We start from the raw sequence: 13343 nt of genomic DNA, 5'->3' as shown, positions 1-13343 counted from the left end.
TGGAACGCCGCTACACGACCCGGACGCAACTACACGACCTGCCTGACCGCCAGCACGGTCCCGACGCCGACGGCGAGCGACAGCAGCAGGTTCCCAGTCTTGCGGGCGACAGCGACGGTGGCGGCCGCGGCGACCCATTCGGGAACGCCGCCGTTCGCGAGTGCGGGTGCGACGAACGCGACGACGACCGCACCCGGAAGGACGTCGAGTCCGGCTTCGGCCCGTTCTGAGAGGTCGACACGGCCGACCAGCCAGAGTCCGCCGGCCTTGGTGGCGTACGTGACGACGGCCATTCCGGCGATGAGGGTGAGCACTGCCGGGTCGAGTGCGAGCGCGCTACCCATCGTGAGTCACCATCCTGACCCCGGCACCCGCGAACGCGCCGACGATGACGTACCACTCGCCCGGGAGGACGGCGTTCGCGGCGAGCGCGACGCCTGCGGCGGCGAGCCACGGTTGGACGGACTCACGGCCCTCCCAGAGCCCGGCGGCGAGTGTGAGAAAGAGCGCGATCACCACGAAATCGAGCCCGTACTGTGCGGGGTCGCCGACGAGATCGCCGGCGGTCACGCCGAGGACGGTCGCGGCGATCCAGAGCAGCCAGAGGACGAGTCCGCTGCCGAGGAGGAACGCGCCCCGTCGGCTGCCCTCGCGGAGCCGGGCGATCGTGAGCGCCCAGTTCTCGTCGGCGGTGAAGAACACGCTGCCGTAGGCCGCGCGCGGCGAGAGGTGGCGAAACCACGGCCGGAGTGCGGCTCCCAGGAGGAGATAGCGGAGGTTGACGATCCCGACCGTGGCGATGACGGTGACTGCCGGGACCGAATCCGCCCAGAGTTCGACCGCGATGAGCTGTGCGGCCCCCGCGAGCACGGTCGCACTCATCAGCCCGGCCTCCGCGACGCTCAGCCCGGCACGACCGGCGAGCACGCCGAAAACAATGCCGTAGCCCGCGACGCCGATCGCGACCGGGAACCCGGTGACGAACCCTTCACGGACGCCCGCGAGCGTGAACGTGACGTCCCGTCCCTCGCTCGAACCCGTCGATCCCGTCGTCGCTCCGTCCCTCGAACCCCGGTCGGTCGTCGCTCGCTCGGTCGACGGGTCGGTTTCAGCCACGATGCTCCTCTCGTCTGGTGGCGATCATCGTGAAGCTGCACGACCGCAGTGGATAACCGCTTTGTGAACCGCGGTCGTCGGTCGGGACCCACGCACTTTTGCTACGGCCAGACGAACACGGATCGATGACCGACGGGACCGCCGAGGCGAACGGCATCACCGCCCGCTACACCGAAACCGAAACCGAGCGCGTGCTCGCGTTCGAGTCCGGCGGGGCGACCGCAGCGATCGCCCAGAACCGCGAGGGGTACGCGATGCTTAAAGTGCGACCCACAGTAGAGAGCGACGAACTCGAACGGTACTACGGCTTCGACATGGCGCTCGACCACGCGGCCGAACTTCTGGGGATGTCGCCGAACGATCTCCCGGTTCCCGATCCGGCCGCGGACATGGGGATGTGACCCTCAGAGCGCAATGAAGACGAGATACGGCACGGCGAACAGCAGGAGCGTCATCACGAGCAAGATGGCTCCGTAACCGACGAACGTCCCGAGAACGGTCCGCCACGAGGGGTGGTCGACCCCACCAGGAAGATACTGGTTCATATCCGATGGAGCGCCTGCTGGGGCTTAAATCCCACAGCCGTCGGAATCTCGATCACGCGCGGGACGCGCGATCGACGGGTATCGTTCGATGTCTCTCCTCGACGAACCAGTTCGCCACCGGAAGAGCGACGCCGATGGCGAGGAGCACGTCGTCGACCGCTGGTTTCGTGGTGACCAATTGTTACAAGTGATCCGCCCCGATCGAGCGGTCGACGGCAATCGATACGCGCATGAGAGTCGCTATCGAGAAGCGGACATGGAGCCGATCGAGGGGAGCGACCATCACGACATCGTGCGAGTGAGCGAGCCACGACTCTCGCCGGACGGCGATCGGGTCGCGTTCGTTCGGCGGGTACCGAAGGACGAGGAGTCCGTCGAGGCCACGATCCACGTCGTTCCCGCCGACGGCGGGGGTGATCCGCGACAGTTTACCCTCACGGACGGTGTCGACGCCGAACCACGCTGGTCGCCGTCGGGCGATCGCCTCGCGTTCGTCTCGACACGAGGCGACAGCGACCGGCCACAGCTCTGGGTCGTCCCCGTGGACGGTGGCGAGGCCCGGCAGGTGACCGACGTCCCCGGTGACGTTTCCGCCCTCTCGTGGGACCGCGACGGTGAGCGGATCGCGTTCGTTCAGTCGGTGACCGTCGACGAGCGTGAGGAGGGGCGCGACCTACACGGCGACGAACGCACCGTCCCGGACCCGAGAGTGCTCGATCGGCTGGTGTACCGGGCCGACGAGCGCTACTTCGACGGGACCCGGAGTCACGTCTACGTCGCCGATCTCGATGGGGACATCGAACGCGTCACCGACGGAGAGTACGACTACGGTTCACCGGCGTGGAGCGACGAAACGCTCTACGTCACCGCGAAGCGGACGGACGATCCCGACGACAACACAGTCGTGGACGTACTCGCCCACGACCTCGCTACGGACGAGGTCGAGACGGTGTTCCAGACCAACGAGTGGATGCCGACCATCGCCGTCACCGGCGACGATCGGATCGCCTACACCCACACGCCGGCCGAAATGGGGGCGATGGGTCAGACCGATCTGCTGGTGTACGACCGCGAGAGCGAGACGACGGCGACGCTCACCGAGAACCTCGATCGCACGGTCGAAACGCCGACGATCATGTGGGACCGCGAGGCGGAGTCCGTCTACTTCGTCACGCCCGACGAGGGCACGTTCGCCGTCCGCCGCGCGAACGGCGACGGCAGCGGCGACGTCGAGACGGTCGTCACGGACGGGCACGTCACGGGCGTGACGGCGGGCGGGTCGCGTTCGTCCGGAGCGAATGGGATCACCCCGGCGACGTGTTCGTTCACGAAGGAGCGACCACGACCCGGCTGACGCGGGTGAACGAGGCGTATCTCGCGGATCACGCCGTCGGCGAACCCGAGCTGATCAGATTTACGGCCGACGACGGGCCGACGATCGAGGGGTGGGTGCTGACACCGCCCGACGTCGCCGATCAAGAGGCCGACCGATCATCCGACGCCGACGAACCGTACCCACTCATAACCCAGATTCACGGCGGGCCACACGCGATGTGGACGGCGGCGGGGACGATGTGGCACGAGTTCCAGACGCTCGCCGCCCGCGGGTACGCCGTGTTCTGGTCGAACCCGAGAGGATCGACAGGATATGGGCAGGCGTTCACCGCCGCTATCGAGCGCGACTGGGGAGCGGTGACGATGGGGGACGTTCTCGCCGGCGTGGAGCGGGTCACGGATCGCGAGGACATCGACGGCGAGGAGTGTTACGTCACCGGCGGCTCGTTCGGCGGGTTCATGACCGGTTGGATCGTGGGCCATACCGATCGGTTCCAGGCTGCGGTCGCTCAGCGCGGCGTGTACGACCTGCTCTCGTTTTACGGATCGACGGACGCGTTCAAGCTGGTCGAGTGGGATTTCGACACCAGACCGTGGGAAGAGCCCACGTTCCTCTGGGAGCACTCACCCGTCGCCCACGTCGATGCAGTCGACACCCCGACGCTCTTGATTCACGCCGAGGACGACTATCGTGTGCCGGTCAACAACGGCGAGATGTTCTACCTCTTCCTCAAGAAAAACGGCGTCGACACCCGGCTGGTGCGCTACCCGCGCGAGGGCCACGAACTGTCACGCTCAGGCGAACCCGCCCACGTCGTCGATCGGATCGAGCGGATCGCCCGCTGGTTCGACGGCTACTCCACACGCGTCGACGCTCCCCGCGCACTCAACCGCGGTGACGAGGGGCTCTCGACCACCGACGACGAAGAAGAGTGATCGCCGGCCCGAAACGCGATCGCCAGGGGACGTCTCGGCCTCACGCAGTGATGTCGCCGATGCGGCGTGGCTCCCCCGACAACACCGGATCGGGTTCGACGATCTGGAGCACCTCGTGGTCGGTGATCTCGGGATACGGCTTGTCGACGGCGTCCTCGACGAGTGTGCGTTCGAGCCGGAACTCGGTGCCCTCGTAGATCACGTCGACACCCTCCTCGTCGAACGATAGAACAGTCATAGCCGAGGTTCGTCGCTCGCCGGTAAAAATCGCTCGTCCTCTCTGGTTGCTCGCGGGCGAGCGGCGGGCCGTGGCCGACAGACGGATTGGATTTATTACGCACCCCCACCGAACCGTCGGTGTGTCGCTCCGCTCGGACCCGCTCGCCGCGCTCGTCGTCCCCGATGGAACCACCGTCGAAGAGCACGCCATCGTGACCGACCGGGACGTGATCGTCGGTACACAGAGCGAGATCGCGCTCGGCGTCCGCGGCCGGAACGTGATCGCCGGCGAGCGCGTGACGATCGCCGGTGACGTCGAGGCGGACGCGGACTGCCGGCTCGACACGTGGTGTGAGATCGGGGGGAACGTACTCGCGGGCGCGGACGCCTACATCGGCGAACGTGTCACCATCGACGGCCAGCTCGTAGTCGCGGGCGATCTCGATATCGGTGACGACGTCACGATCGAGGAGGGGTTCGACGCCAACGGCTGGATCGTGATTCGGAACCCGGTGCCGACGCTCGTGTTCCTCTTCACCTACCTTACCCATCTCCTCCACATCGGCGAGGAGGACATGGCGGAGGACGTCGTTTCCGAGGTGTTCGACGAAGGGGACGGAGAGCCGCTCGTGATCCCGCGGAACGCCGACGTGACCGACGACGCGTGGCGGGTCTCGACACCCGCCGAGGTCGGGACCGACTGTCGGCTCCACGGCAACCTCCGCGCGGCATCGATCACGGTCGGCGAGCGTACCGAGATATTCGGCAGTCTCCGGGCGCGCGAATCGATCACGATCGAGAGCGGGACGACGGTCCACGGCGACGTCACGACCCGCGGTGGCGCGGTCGAGGTCGCCGCCGACGCGCAGGTTCGCGGCGACATCGCGTGCGAACAGCTCCGTCTCCACGAGGGTGCGGTGGTCGAGGGCGCGATGCGGGCTCGCGGCGAGATGACGATCGTCCGCGAAGGGAACCCACTCACGACCGCTCCCGGATCGGCCGCCGAGGCGAACGATGAAGTCCCCGACCCCGCCGAGAACGACCGTGGAGAGCGCATCGGAGAGGACGGCCCGAGCGAAGACGCCGGAATGGAGGCAAGCGATCCCGACGACTCCGAGGACTCCGACGAGCCGACGGAGGACGTGGATCGAACCGAGCCGATCCCGGCGATCGAAGCCATCGATACCAGAGCGAACACGGAAAACATCGCCGACGAAGACGGGTCGGAATCGTCGACGGAAGGCAAATCGGTGGCGGCAGACAACGGGGAAGCGGACGCGGCCGACGAGGAGCCTCCGGAACCGGTGATTCGGGAGGCCGAGCCGGAGGCGAGCGAGCCTGCGGAACCGGCGGTGGACGATCCCGAGGGTGCAGAGGAGTCGGAAACGCGCGATCCGGAGGAATCCGAAGAACCGAAAGGCAGTTTCACACCGCCCGAGTAGGCGCGCCATGCTCTCGCTCGCGCTCGCCGGCAAGCCAAACGCCGGCAAATCTACCTTCTTCAAAGCGGCGACCATGACCGAGGTCGACGTCGCCAACTATCCGTTCACGACGATCGACGCGAATCGTGGCGTCTCGTATGTGCGGACCGACTGTCCCTGTCTCGATCGTGAGGAACGCTGCGACAGCGAGCACTGCCGTGACGGCAAGCGGTACGTCCCGGTCGAACTCCTGGATGTCGCGGGCCTCGTCCCGGGCGCACACGAGGGACGAGGGCTGGGCAATCAGTTCCTCGACGAGTTGACGACTGCGGACGTCATCCTGAACGTCGTCGACGCCTCGGGCGGGACGAACGCCGAGGGCGAGCCGGTCGAAGTCGGCGATCACGATCCCGTCGAGGACGTGGATTTCATCGCGAGCGAGATCGAGCGCTGGCTCGCAGGGATCGTCGAGCGCAACTGGGAGACCGTCGAGCGCGGATCTCGCTCGCCCGGGTTCGCGATCGACGACCACCTCGCGGAGCTGCTGTCCGGCGTGGGTGCGAGCGAGCCCGCGATCGCGGCGACGCTGCGCACACTCGACTACCCGCCCGATCCACGCGAGTGGACCGACGACGACCGGCTCGCGCTCGCCCGCGAGATCCGCGCGCGGACCAAACCGCTCGTCGTCGTGGCGAACAAGGCCGATGTCGCGCCCGCGGATAACCTCGATCGCTTGGCCGCGGCCGCCGAACGCGCGATCCCGGCGACCGCGGACGGCGAACTCGCGCTCCGGCGCGGGGCCGAGGCGGGCGTAATCGAGTACGACCCCGGCGATAGCGAGTTCGCGGTCGTGGGCGATCTCTCGGCGGGCCAGCGTGCGGGGCTCGAAACAGTCGAAGACGTCGTCGAGGCGTACGGCGGGACCGGCGTCCAGCGCGCGCTAAACGAGGCGGTGTACGACCTGCTCGACTTCATCACCGTCTACCCGGTCCAGAACGAGTCGAAGTGGACCGACGGCCAGGAGAACACCCTCCCCGACGCCTTCCTCGTCCCCCGTGGGTCGACGCCGCGCGACCTCGCCTTTGCGGTGCATTCGGACATCGGTGAGGGATACCTTCACGCGGTGGACGCACGCTCGAACCGGGAGATCGGCGACGACCACGAACTCGCGGAGGGTGACGTGGTGAAGATCGTGAGCACCGCGAAATAGTATGGCGGTAGGATGACGAGGACGTTCCGGGTGCCGATCGGCGACCCACAGCCGACTCAACTTTGCCTCTCGGATCGGAAGCTCCACACCGCGACCGCCTGGTTCGATTTCGACGAACCTCAGTACGACCCGCTGCCCGTTCTGTGCGGCGCATCGGCGTTTCCGGACCGCGATGAACCCGTTCTCATCGACGGTCATACTCGTGCCTTCCTCGCTCATCTCGCCGGCGCGAACGAACTCTGGGTCCACGATGTAACCGACGAGGATCATCCACTAGAACTGTACGCCGACTGCGTCGCGTGGTGCGAACGAAAGGGAATCACGTCGCTGGCCGATTTCGCCGGCCGGGTCGTGAGTCACGAGACCCACCAGCGGCGATGGATCGATCGGTGTCACCGCGTGGCGAGCGCCCTCGCCGAGTGAGTGCGCCAGGGGCGTCGGCCAGTCAGTTCATCACTTCGGCCGTGTCGATCCCGACGACGATCCCCGCATCGATGGTCGTACGGTCGTCGTCGGCCGCCGCGAGCAGTCGCTCGGTCTGGGCGGTGTGGGCGCGCTGTGCGGCCGCCGCGAGCCGCGAATCGAGATCGTGCTCTTCGCGGAGCCGTCCCCACACATCCGCATCAACGACGTAGCCGCGAACGCCGTCGACGGTGACGTACTCGTATTCGCGCTCGTAGGTCGAGTGTGAACCGATGAGTGAGGCGTTGAGCACCACGAGCGCGTCGACGAGTCCATCTCGGGGAACGGTTTCGTCTTCAGCAACGTCGTCGACGACGTCGGCCTCGATCGGTGTCTCAGCTGTTTCGTCCGTGCCACCGTCGGTGGCTGCTCGGTCGGTGTCGTTTGGGTCGTCGTTGGAGCGAGTGTCGGTCATCCACACCCGGTTCACGGGGGGCATGTTTCGGTGTTGTGGTTGCCTAGTACGGGTGGGAAGAACGGCCCGATCTAACCGTGAAGCGGCCGGAACCACACGGCGAGGAAGAGCAGCCCGAGAAACACGTAGGAACCGCGCATCAACACCTCGGTCGCACGTCGCGGTTCGAGCCGGCGGGTTGTCACAGCGACACCGGCGAACGCGACGGCTGCGAGGGCAGTGCTCGGCGGAAACACGCCAGCGGTCGCACCCACGAGCACACCCACGAGCGCAAGTATGACGAGGCCGTATGCGACCCGGCGAGCGCGCGCCCGACCGAGCATCACGGCGACGGTCCGCTTGTCGATCGAACGATCGTAGGATTGGTCCTTCGCGTCGTCGATAACCTTGATCCCCGAGAGGAGGATGAGGAACACCACCGCGAACGCAATCGCTGGCACCGAGAGCGTGCCCGTTTGAACGTAGTACCCACCGAGGATCGAGAGCGCGATCCCGGCTGGATAGCCCGCGGTCGCACCCACGGGGTGCATGTCGAGTTGAGGCGCATGGAGGTAGCCGACGAACCACGCTGGCAGCGTGACGAGCATCGCACCGAGCCCGATCGCGAGCCAGAGCCAGCCGAGACACGCCGCAAACCCGGTCGTCGCAAGCGCGAGTCCCAGCCGACAACCTCCCATCGTGAGCGGGTGGTCGTCGTCCTCGTTCCGGACGTAGAAGTCGACGTAGCCGTCCTTGACGTGGGCGGTGTAGACCGCACAGAACATCGCCACCATGTGGACGACACCGGCGGCCAGCGAGAGACTGGGAGCGAGTGCCGCGCCGAACCACGACGCCGCGAGCGGTGGGAGCATGAAGACCGGATGAACCTGCGACGCGAGTGCGGCGAGATCGGCTCGCGTTCCCTGCTCGTGGCGGGCGATAGCCATACACCCACGTTCGAGTCCCCGTCACATAGTTGTGCGGCCAGAGTGTGGCGTTTCGACGCCACAGCAGTCGGTGTGCGAACGCGCGTCGATTCTTGAAACGCGCGTTACTGCCGGCGCATCAGTCGTTGGACGCGGGGTCGGGCGATCGCTCCCGATCCGGGCCCACCATCGCGTTCTCGCGGAGGTCGGCCTCGATGTCTTCGAGCGAGCGGCCCATCGTCTCGGGGACGCGCGAGTAGACGAACACGAACGCGAGGAGGCAGAACCCACCGAGCAGCCAGAACGAAGGGCCCTCGCCGAGCCGGTTGATCAGCGGGAGGAAGGTCAACGCGACGAGGAAGTTCGCTCCCCAGTTGAAGACGCTGGCGACGCCCTCGGCGGTCCCGCGGATACGGAGCGGGTAGATCTCCGAGATGAGCAGCCAGAACACCGGCCCGAGACTGATCGCGTAGAACGCAACGTAGCCGATCATGCTCGCAAGCGTCACGTAGCCGACGACCCCCGACAGTCCCGGCAGGAAGAAGCCGAGTCCCAAAATGCCGAGCATTACCGTCATCCCGCCGGTGCCGACGAGCAACAGCGGTCGCCGACCCACGCGATCCACGAAGAGGATGGCGACAACAGTCAAGAGGACGTTGACCGTGCCGACGCCGACAGTGCCGACGATCGAGGCGATGTCGTTGAACCCGATATTGTTGAGGATCGTCGGCGCGTAGTAGATGATGGTGTTGATGCCGCTCACCTGCTGGATGATCGCGAGGCCGACGCCGACGATGAGCGCCGGACGAACCCACGGTTCGAGCAGGTCCGAGAGATCGCCTTCCGCCTCGGTTTCGCTGACCTCGCGGATGTGCTCGATCTCCTCGTCGATATCGTCGGTGCCGCGGACCCGAGCGAGCACGCCTCTCGCCTCGTCGAGTCGGTCGTTTTCGACGAGCCAGCGTGGGCTCTCGGGGAGGAAGTACGTCCCGACTGCCAACACTGCCGCAGGCACTGCGCCGAACCACAGCATCCAGCGCCAGCCGATGATCCCGAGGAACTCGGGCGCGAAGGCGTAGTTGACGACGTACGCCAACAAGATCCCGATCGTGATCATCAGCTGCTGGAGGAAGCCGAGCGCGCCCCGGATGTCGGAGGGAGCCGTCTCGGAGATCAACAGCGGGCCGACGATCGACGCGACGCCGACGGCGACGCCCTCGATGACCCGCCAGACGATGAGCCACGCGACGGTCGGCGACAGCGCCATCCCGAACGAGCCGACGAAGAACACGATCGCGCCCGCGAGCGTCAGCCGGCGACGACCGAACCGGTCGGCCAACGTTCCGCCGGTCGCCGCACCGATCATCGCCCCCACGAGCACGCTGCTGGTGACGACCCCCTCCAGAAACGGCGACAGTGTGAACGTCTGGTCGATGTACAACAGCGCCCCCGAAATGACGCCGACATCGAAGCCGAACAGCAACCCGTTGAGCGCGGCGATCCCCGCCATGACGTAGACGAAGGTGCTGTGCTCGTGCTCGGCGTTCACCAACCGGTCGGCTATCCCCATCGTCCACCACCGCAGATACTCATCACATTTCCGATGTTTTCGATCCACAATCGGTCTCGGTCGCTCCGGTCCGTCGTCGTTCGGTCCGCTCGACCAACAATCACACAGAGAATAACCCGAATGTGAATGAATATATTATGATGTATCAACCACTATCGATTACGATATTTCGTGGAAAGCAGCGCTCGCGAAAGAGGCGTTAGCGACGTCAGCGAACCGCGCTTGCGGCGTCGTTCATGATTTCGAGTGCGTCTTTCAAGTCCTCGATACCGGCGGCGTAGGAGATCCGGGCGTAGCCATCGCCGCCGTCGCCGAACGCTTCGCCGGGCACGACGACCACCCCGCGATCGAGACACTCGTCGACCCAGCCCTCGGGGGCCTCGGGCATGGCGTAGAACGCGCCCTGCGGAGTCGGGGTGTCGAGGCCGGCGTCGGCGAGACCGTCGAGCAGCACGTCGCGGCGCTCCTCGAAGGCGTCGACCATCTCGTGGACGCGATCCTGCGGGCCGGAAAGGGCGGCCTCGGCGGCGTACTGGGCGGGCGCGCTCGCGCAGGCCTGGACGTACTGGTGGACTCGGAGCATTCGGTCGATCCGGCGGTCGGAGCCGGCGATCCAGCCGAGCCGCCAGCCCGTCATCGAGTACGCCTTCGAACACGCGTTCACCACCACGACGTTGTCCGACTCGGCGAAGTCCATCGGCGAGTAGTGGCTGCCGTCGAAGACGATGTGTTCGTACACCTCGTCGGAGATACAGAGCACGTCGTGCTCGTCGGCGATTCGTGCGAACTCCCGCATGTCTTCTTCGCTCTGGACCGCACCAGTCGGGTTCGCGGGACTGTTCACCACGAACGCCGCGGTGTCGTCGGTGATGGCCGCTTCCACTGTCTCGGGACTCATCGTGAGGTCGTCGCGGAGTTCGATCGGGTTCGGGACCCCGCCAGCGAGGTGGGTGAGGGCATTGTAGGCGACGAACCCGGGGTCGGGGAAGATGACCTCCTCGCCAGCGCTCACGTGGGCCTCCATCGCGAGGTGGAGCGCCTCGCTCCCACCCGCAGTCGCGATCACCTGATCGGGGCCGACGTCGAAGGCGTTGTCGCGGGCGTGTTTCTCGCTGATCGCCTCGCAGAGGCCGTCAGTCCCCGCGTTCGAGGTGTAACCGTCGGTCGCGCCGCTCTCGATGGCGTCGACCGCCGCCTGGCGGACGTGCTCGGGCGTCGGGAAGTCGGGCTGGCCGAGGCCGAGATTGATCGCGTCGCCGCCCGCCGCCTCGAACACCTCGCGGATCCCGCTGATCGAGATCCGATCCACTCGGTCGGAAAAGTTCGCCATGATTCGACGCGCGGCGTCGAGTCCGATAACTGTTCGTGTTTCGCGTGAGGTCAGTCGGTTTCCTCGCGGAGCGTCTCGACGTGGTGTTCGAGCGTCGAAAGGGCGGCGTCGGGGTCGACGTAGCCGTTCTCGTAGTCCTCGAACACCGAGTCAGCCTGGTCCAGGAACGTCTCGACGGCGTCATCCGTATCGGTCATGGACACGGTAGCTTCCTGCGATACTTGTGTCTGCTTGTCGCCGGCGAGTGCGGCAGCGGCTGCGGTAGCGGTTGCGGAGCGGTGGCGGTGCGGGCCTCGGTGGATCGAGGGCGAAGGCACGACCGCAGGGAGTGCCGAGGGCTCGGGCGGTGCTGCGCGGTTGCAGAGCGGTGCAGTCGCGGAACGTACCAGCAGTTCCACCGCGAGTGAACGAAGTGAGCGAGCGGGTATTTTTAGTCCAGGTTTTTGGAGGGGGTTCGACCGAGCGCCGGAGGCGCGAGGGAGGACCCTCTGTAAAAAAGTGGGAGGTTAGTACTTGGGGTCAGCGCCGGTAAGCTCGTACACCTCGTCCATGAGGCTGTCACGGGCTGTCTGCCACGCGTCGAACTCGCTCGGCGAGGAGGGGTAGTCGTCGTAGAGTTCCTTGACCTCGGCGGCCTTGCCCTGGGCCTTGTAGAGATCGTACAGCGTCTCCCAGTGGCCGTGGGTCTTGAGGATGGTCTTGAGTTTGAGACCGATCCCCATCGAGGCGGTACCCTCCTTGCCGAGCGCGTCGATGATCTGCTGGCTCGGCATCGAGGTCAGAATGCTCACGAGATCGTCGACGTCGTTCGCGCCGCCGAAGATGTTGTAGATGTCCATCGCAGCGAAGCGCTTGCCGAAGTCGCGCATCACCTTGTAGTTGTACTCCCAGAGCTGCTGTTCGCTCGCGTCACCCGACGAGACGGCCTCGACAGCCTTCTTCGCGGCCCAATGGCCGGCCTTCGCCGCACCGGGAATCCCGCCACCGGTGGTGGGGTTGACGTGGGCTGCGGCGTCGCCGACCGCCATGAACCCCGGCGCGACCGCCGAATCGTACGGCCGACGGGTCGGGAGCGCGGCCCCGAGCTTGCTCTTGACCGTCGCGTTCTCGAACTCCGGGCGCTGTCGAAGATCGTCTTTCAGGACCTCGACCAGTTCCATCGGCGATTTGTTCATCTGGAACCCCAGCCCGGCGTTGATCTCGGTGCTGGTTCGGGGGAAGTACCAGAGATAGCCGAGCTCCTCGGTGGGTTTGAACACGAGCGAGTCGTCCCAGTCCACAGGTGAATCGACCTCGACGACCTCGCGGTAGGCAGAACAGAACTGCGAGTAGTTGACGTTGGTGTCGAACGTCGTTCCCTCGAAGTCCACTTTGTCTTGGAGGAGGGAGAGCGAGCCCGCAGCGTCGATCACCACGTCGGCCTCGTAGGTCGTCGAGTTGCCCTTCCGGACCGTCTCGACGCCTCTCACACGGCCGTCTTCCTGAATGACGTCCTTGACGACGGTGTCGCAGTGGAGCTCTGCACCGGCGCGTTCGGTCTCCTCGACGATCACCTCGCCGTAGCGTTTCCGATCGACGACCGCGCCGTTGCCGGGAAGCGGGACGTCGATATGGTCGTCGGTCTGTGGGTTCTCGAAACGAGCTTTCGTGACCTGGTCGTTGGTGAACGATTCCTCGCGGAGATAGTCGAGATCCATCACATCGGGAAACGTGCTGGTCCCCTTGATCGCGTCGCCGCAGGCGATGTCGCCGACGTCGTCCGCGGACTTGCGCTCGACGATCACGGTCGAGACCCCCTCTCGTGCAGCGGTCGCAGCGGCGAACGCGCCGGCGGTCCCGGCCCCGACGACCACGACGTCGTACTGTTCGGCTGTCATTG

General features: G+C 66.1%; 14 protein-coding genes and 1 pseudogene. 5 read left to right on the top strand and 10 right to left on the bottom strand.

Features of this window, described 5'->3' with window-relative positions; translation table 11 throughout:
- Positions 1-29: 29 nt before the first annotated feature.
- Positions 30-344, bottom strand: coding sequence for an AzlD family protein (locus tag C449_RS07430; RefSeq protein ID WP_006077368.1), 315 nt, complete (start codon positions 342-344; stop codon positions 30-32).
- A complete protein-coding gene (locus tag C449_RS07425; RefSeq protein WP_006077367.1) occupies positions 337-1116 on the bottom strand; it encodes an AzlC family ABC transporter permease in 780 nt (259 codons plus the stop codon). Before C449_RS07425 ends, C449_RS07430 begins: the two co-directional genes overlap by 8 nt.
- Before the next feature lie 125 nt (positions 1117-1241).
- Here C449_RS07425 and C449_RS07420 point away from each other — a divergent pair, with 125 nt between their 5' ends.
- Complete coding sequence (locus C449_RS07420; protein WP_006077366.1) at positions 1242-1517, top strand: DUF7111 family protein; 276 nt, start codon at positions 1242-1244, stop codon at positions 1515-1517.
- 3 nt (positions 1518-1520) lie between these two features.
- On the opposite strand, the gene C449_RS18290 is transcribed toward C449_RS07420, so the two are convergent.
- A complete protein-coding gene (locus C449_RS18290) occupies positions 1521-1661 on the bottom strand; it encodes a hypothetical protein (RefSeq protein ID WP_006077365.1) in 141 nt (46 codons plus the stop codon).
- 256 nt (positions 1662-1917) lie between these two features.
- Between C449_RS18290 and C449_RS18990 the strand changes: the two are divergent.
- A pseudogene (locus tag C449_RS18990) lies at positions 1918-3932 on the top strand (S9 family peptidase).
- A 40-nt stretch (positions 3933-3972) separates the two neighbouring features.
- Here the strand turns inward: C449_RS18990 and C449_RS07410 are convergent.
- Positions 3973-4170: a DUF5800 family protein gene (locus C449_RS07410; RefSeq protein ID WP_006077364.1), complete on the bottom strand. Its 198-nt coding sequence runs from the start codon at positions 4168-4170 to the stop codon at positions 3973-3975.
- 121 nt (positions 4171-4291) lie between these two features.
- On the opposite strand from C449_RS07410, the gene C449_RS07405 reads away from it, so the two are divergent.
- From C449_RS07405 to C449_RS07395, 3 genes are read left to right on the top strand one after another with little or no spacing between them, the layout of a single operon-like run.
- Positions 4292-5593: a polymer-forming cytoskeletal protein gene (locus C449_RS07405; RefSeq protein ID WP_006077363.1), complete on the top strand. Its 1302-nt coding sequence runs from the start codon at positions 4292-4294 to the stop codon at positions 5591-5593.
- Positions 5594-5600: 7 nt separating this feature from the next.
- Complete coding sequence (locus tag C449_RS07400; protein ID WP_006077362.1) at positions 5601-6782, top strand: redox-regulated ATPase YchF; 1182 nt, start codon at positions 5601-5603, stop codon at positions 6780-6782.
- A gap of 12 nt (positions 6783-6794) precedes the next feature.
- Entirely contained in the window at positions 6795-7205 is a 411-nt protein-coding gene (locus C449_RS07395; RefSeq protein ID WP_006077361.1) for a hypothetical protein, read from the top strand.
- 22 nt (positions 7206-7227) lie between these two features.
- Here the strand turns inward: C449_RS07395 and C449_RS07390 are convergent, their stop codons facing one another.
- The 6 genes from C449_RS07390 to C449_RS07370 form a co-directional block, all read right to left on the bottom strand.
- Entirely contained in the window at positions 7228-7659 is a 432-nt protein-coding gene (locus C449_RS07390; protein ID WP_152415676.1) for a hypothetical protein, read from the bottom strand.
- Between the two features lie 71 nt (positions 7660-7730).
- Positions 7731-8585, bottom strand: a complete 855-nt coding sequence (locus tag C449_RS07385) for a UbiA family prenyltransferase (RefSeq protein WP_006077359.1) — start codon at positions 8583-8585, stop codon at positions 7731-7733.
- A gap of 118 nt (positions 8586-8703) precedes the next feature.
- On the bottom strand, positions 8704-10134 hold the full coding sequence (locus C449_RS07380) for a sugar porter family MFS transporter (RefSeq protein ID WP_049913963.1): 1431 nt from the start codon (positions 10132-10134) through the stop codon (positions 8704-8706).
- A 208-nt stretch (positions 10135-10342) separates the two neighbouring features.
- The gene (locus C449_RS07375) at positions 10343-11464 is read right to left on the bottom strand and encodes a pyridoxal phosphate-dependent aminotransferase (RefSeq protein ID WP_006077357.1); all 1122 of its coding nucleotides are present in this window, start codon (positions 11462-11464) and stop codon (positions 10343-10345) included.
- A gap of 50 nt (positions 11465-11514) precedes the next feature.
- On the bottom strand, positions 11515-11661 hold the full coding sequence (locus C449_RS18285; RefSeq protein WP_006077356.1) for a hypothetical protein: 147 nt from the start codon (positions 11659-11661) through the stop codon (positions 11515-11517).
- Between the two features lie 309 nt (positions 11662-11970).
- Positions 11971-13341 (bottom strand): geranylgeranyl reductase family protein, encoded by a 1371-nt coding sequence (locus tag C449_RS07370; RefSeq protein WP_006077355.1) that lies wholly within the window; start codon positions 13339-13341, stop codon positions 11971-11973.
- Positions 13342-13343 lie beyond the last annotated feature (2 nt).

Source organism: Halococcus saccharolyticus DSM 5350 (genome assembly GCF_000336915.1).
Lineage (GTDB): Archaea > Halobacteriota > Halobacteria > Halobacteriales > Halococcaceae > Halococcus > Halococcus saccharolyticus.
This window is presented reverse-complemented; position numbering and strand designations above follow the sequence as displayed.

Excerpts from the sequence above, each read along its gene's own strand:
- C449_RS07410 (WP_006077364.1), bottom strand. The coding sequence starts at position 4,170 with ATGACTGTTCTATCGTTCGACGAGGAGGGTGTCGACGTGATCTACGAG.
- C449_RS07380 (WP_049913963.1), bottom strand. The coding sequence starts at position 10,134 with ATGGGGATAGCCGACCGGTTGGTGAACGCCGAGCACGAGCACAGCACC.
- C449_RS07390 (WP_152415676.1), bottom strand. The coding sequence starts at position 7,659 with ATGACCGACACTCGCTCCAACGACGACCCAAACGACACCGACCGAGCA.
- C449_RS07420 (WP_006077366.1), top strand. The coding sequence starts at position 1,242 with ATGACCGACGGGACCGCCGAGGCGAACGGCATCACCGCCCGCTACACC.
- C449_RS07430 (WP_006077368.1), bottom strand. The coding sequence starts at position 344 with ATGGGTAGCGCGCTCGCACTCGACCCGGCAGTGCTCACCCTCATCGCC.
- C449_RS07395 (WP_006077361.1), top strand. The coding sequence starts at position 6,795 with ATGACGAGGACGTTCCGGGTGCCGATCGGCGACCCACAGCCGACTCAA.
- C449_RS07375 (WP_006077357.1), bottom strand. The coding sequence starts at position 11,464 with ATGGCGAACTTTTCCGACCGAGTGGATCGGATCTCGATCAGCGGGATC.
- C449_RS07385 (WP_006077359.1), bottom strand. The coding sequence starts at position 8,585 with ATGGCTATCGCCCGCCACGAGCAGGGAACGCGAGCCGATCTCGCCGCA.
- C449_RS07400 (WP_006077362.1), top strand. The coding sequence starts at position 5,601 with ATGCTCTCGCTCGCGCTCGCCGGCAAGCCAAACGCCGGCAAATCTACC.
- C449_RS18285 (WP_006077356.1), bottom strand. The coding sequence starts at position 11,661 with ATGACCGATACGGATGACGCCGTCGAGACGTTCCTGGACCAGGCTGAC.
- C449_RS18290 (WP_006077365.1), bottom strand. The coding sequence starts at position 1,661 with ATGAACCAGTATCTTCCTGGTGGGGTCGACCACCCCTCGTGGCGGACC.
- C449_RS07370 (WP_006077355.1), bottom strand. The coding sequence starts at position 13,341 with ATGACAGCCGAACAGTACGACGTCGTGGTCGTCGGGGCCGGGACCGCC.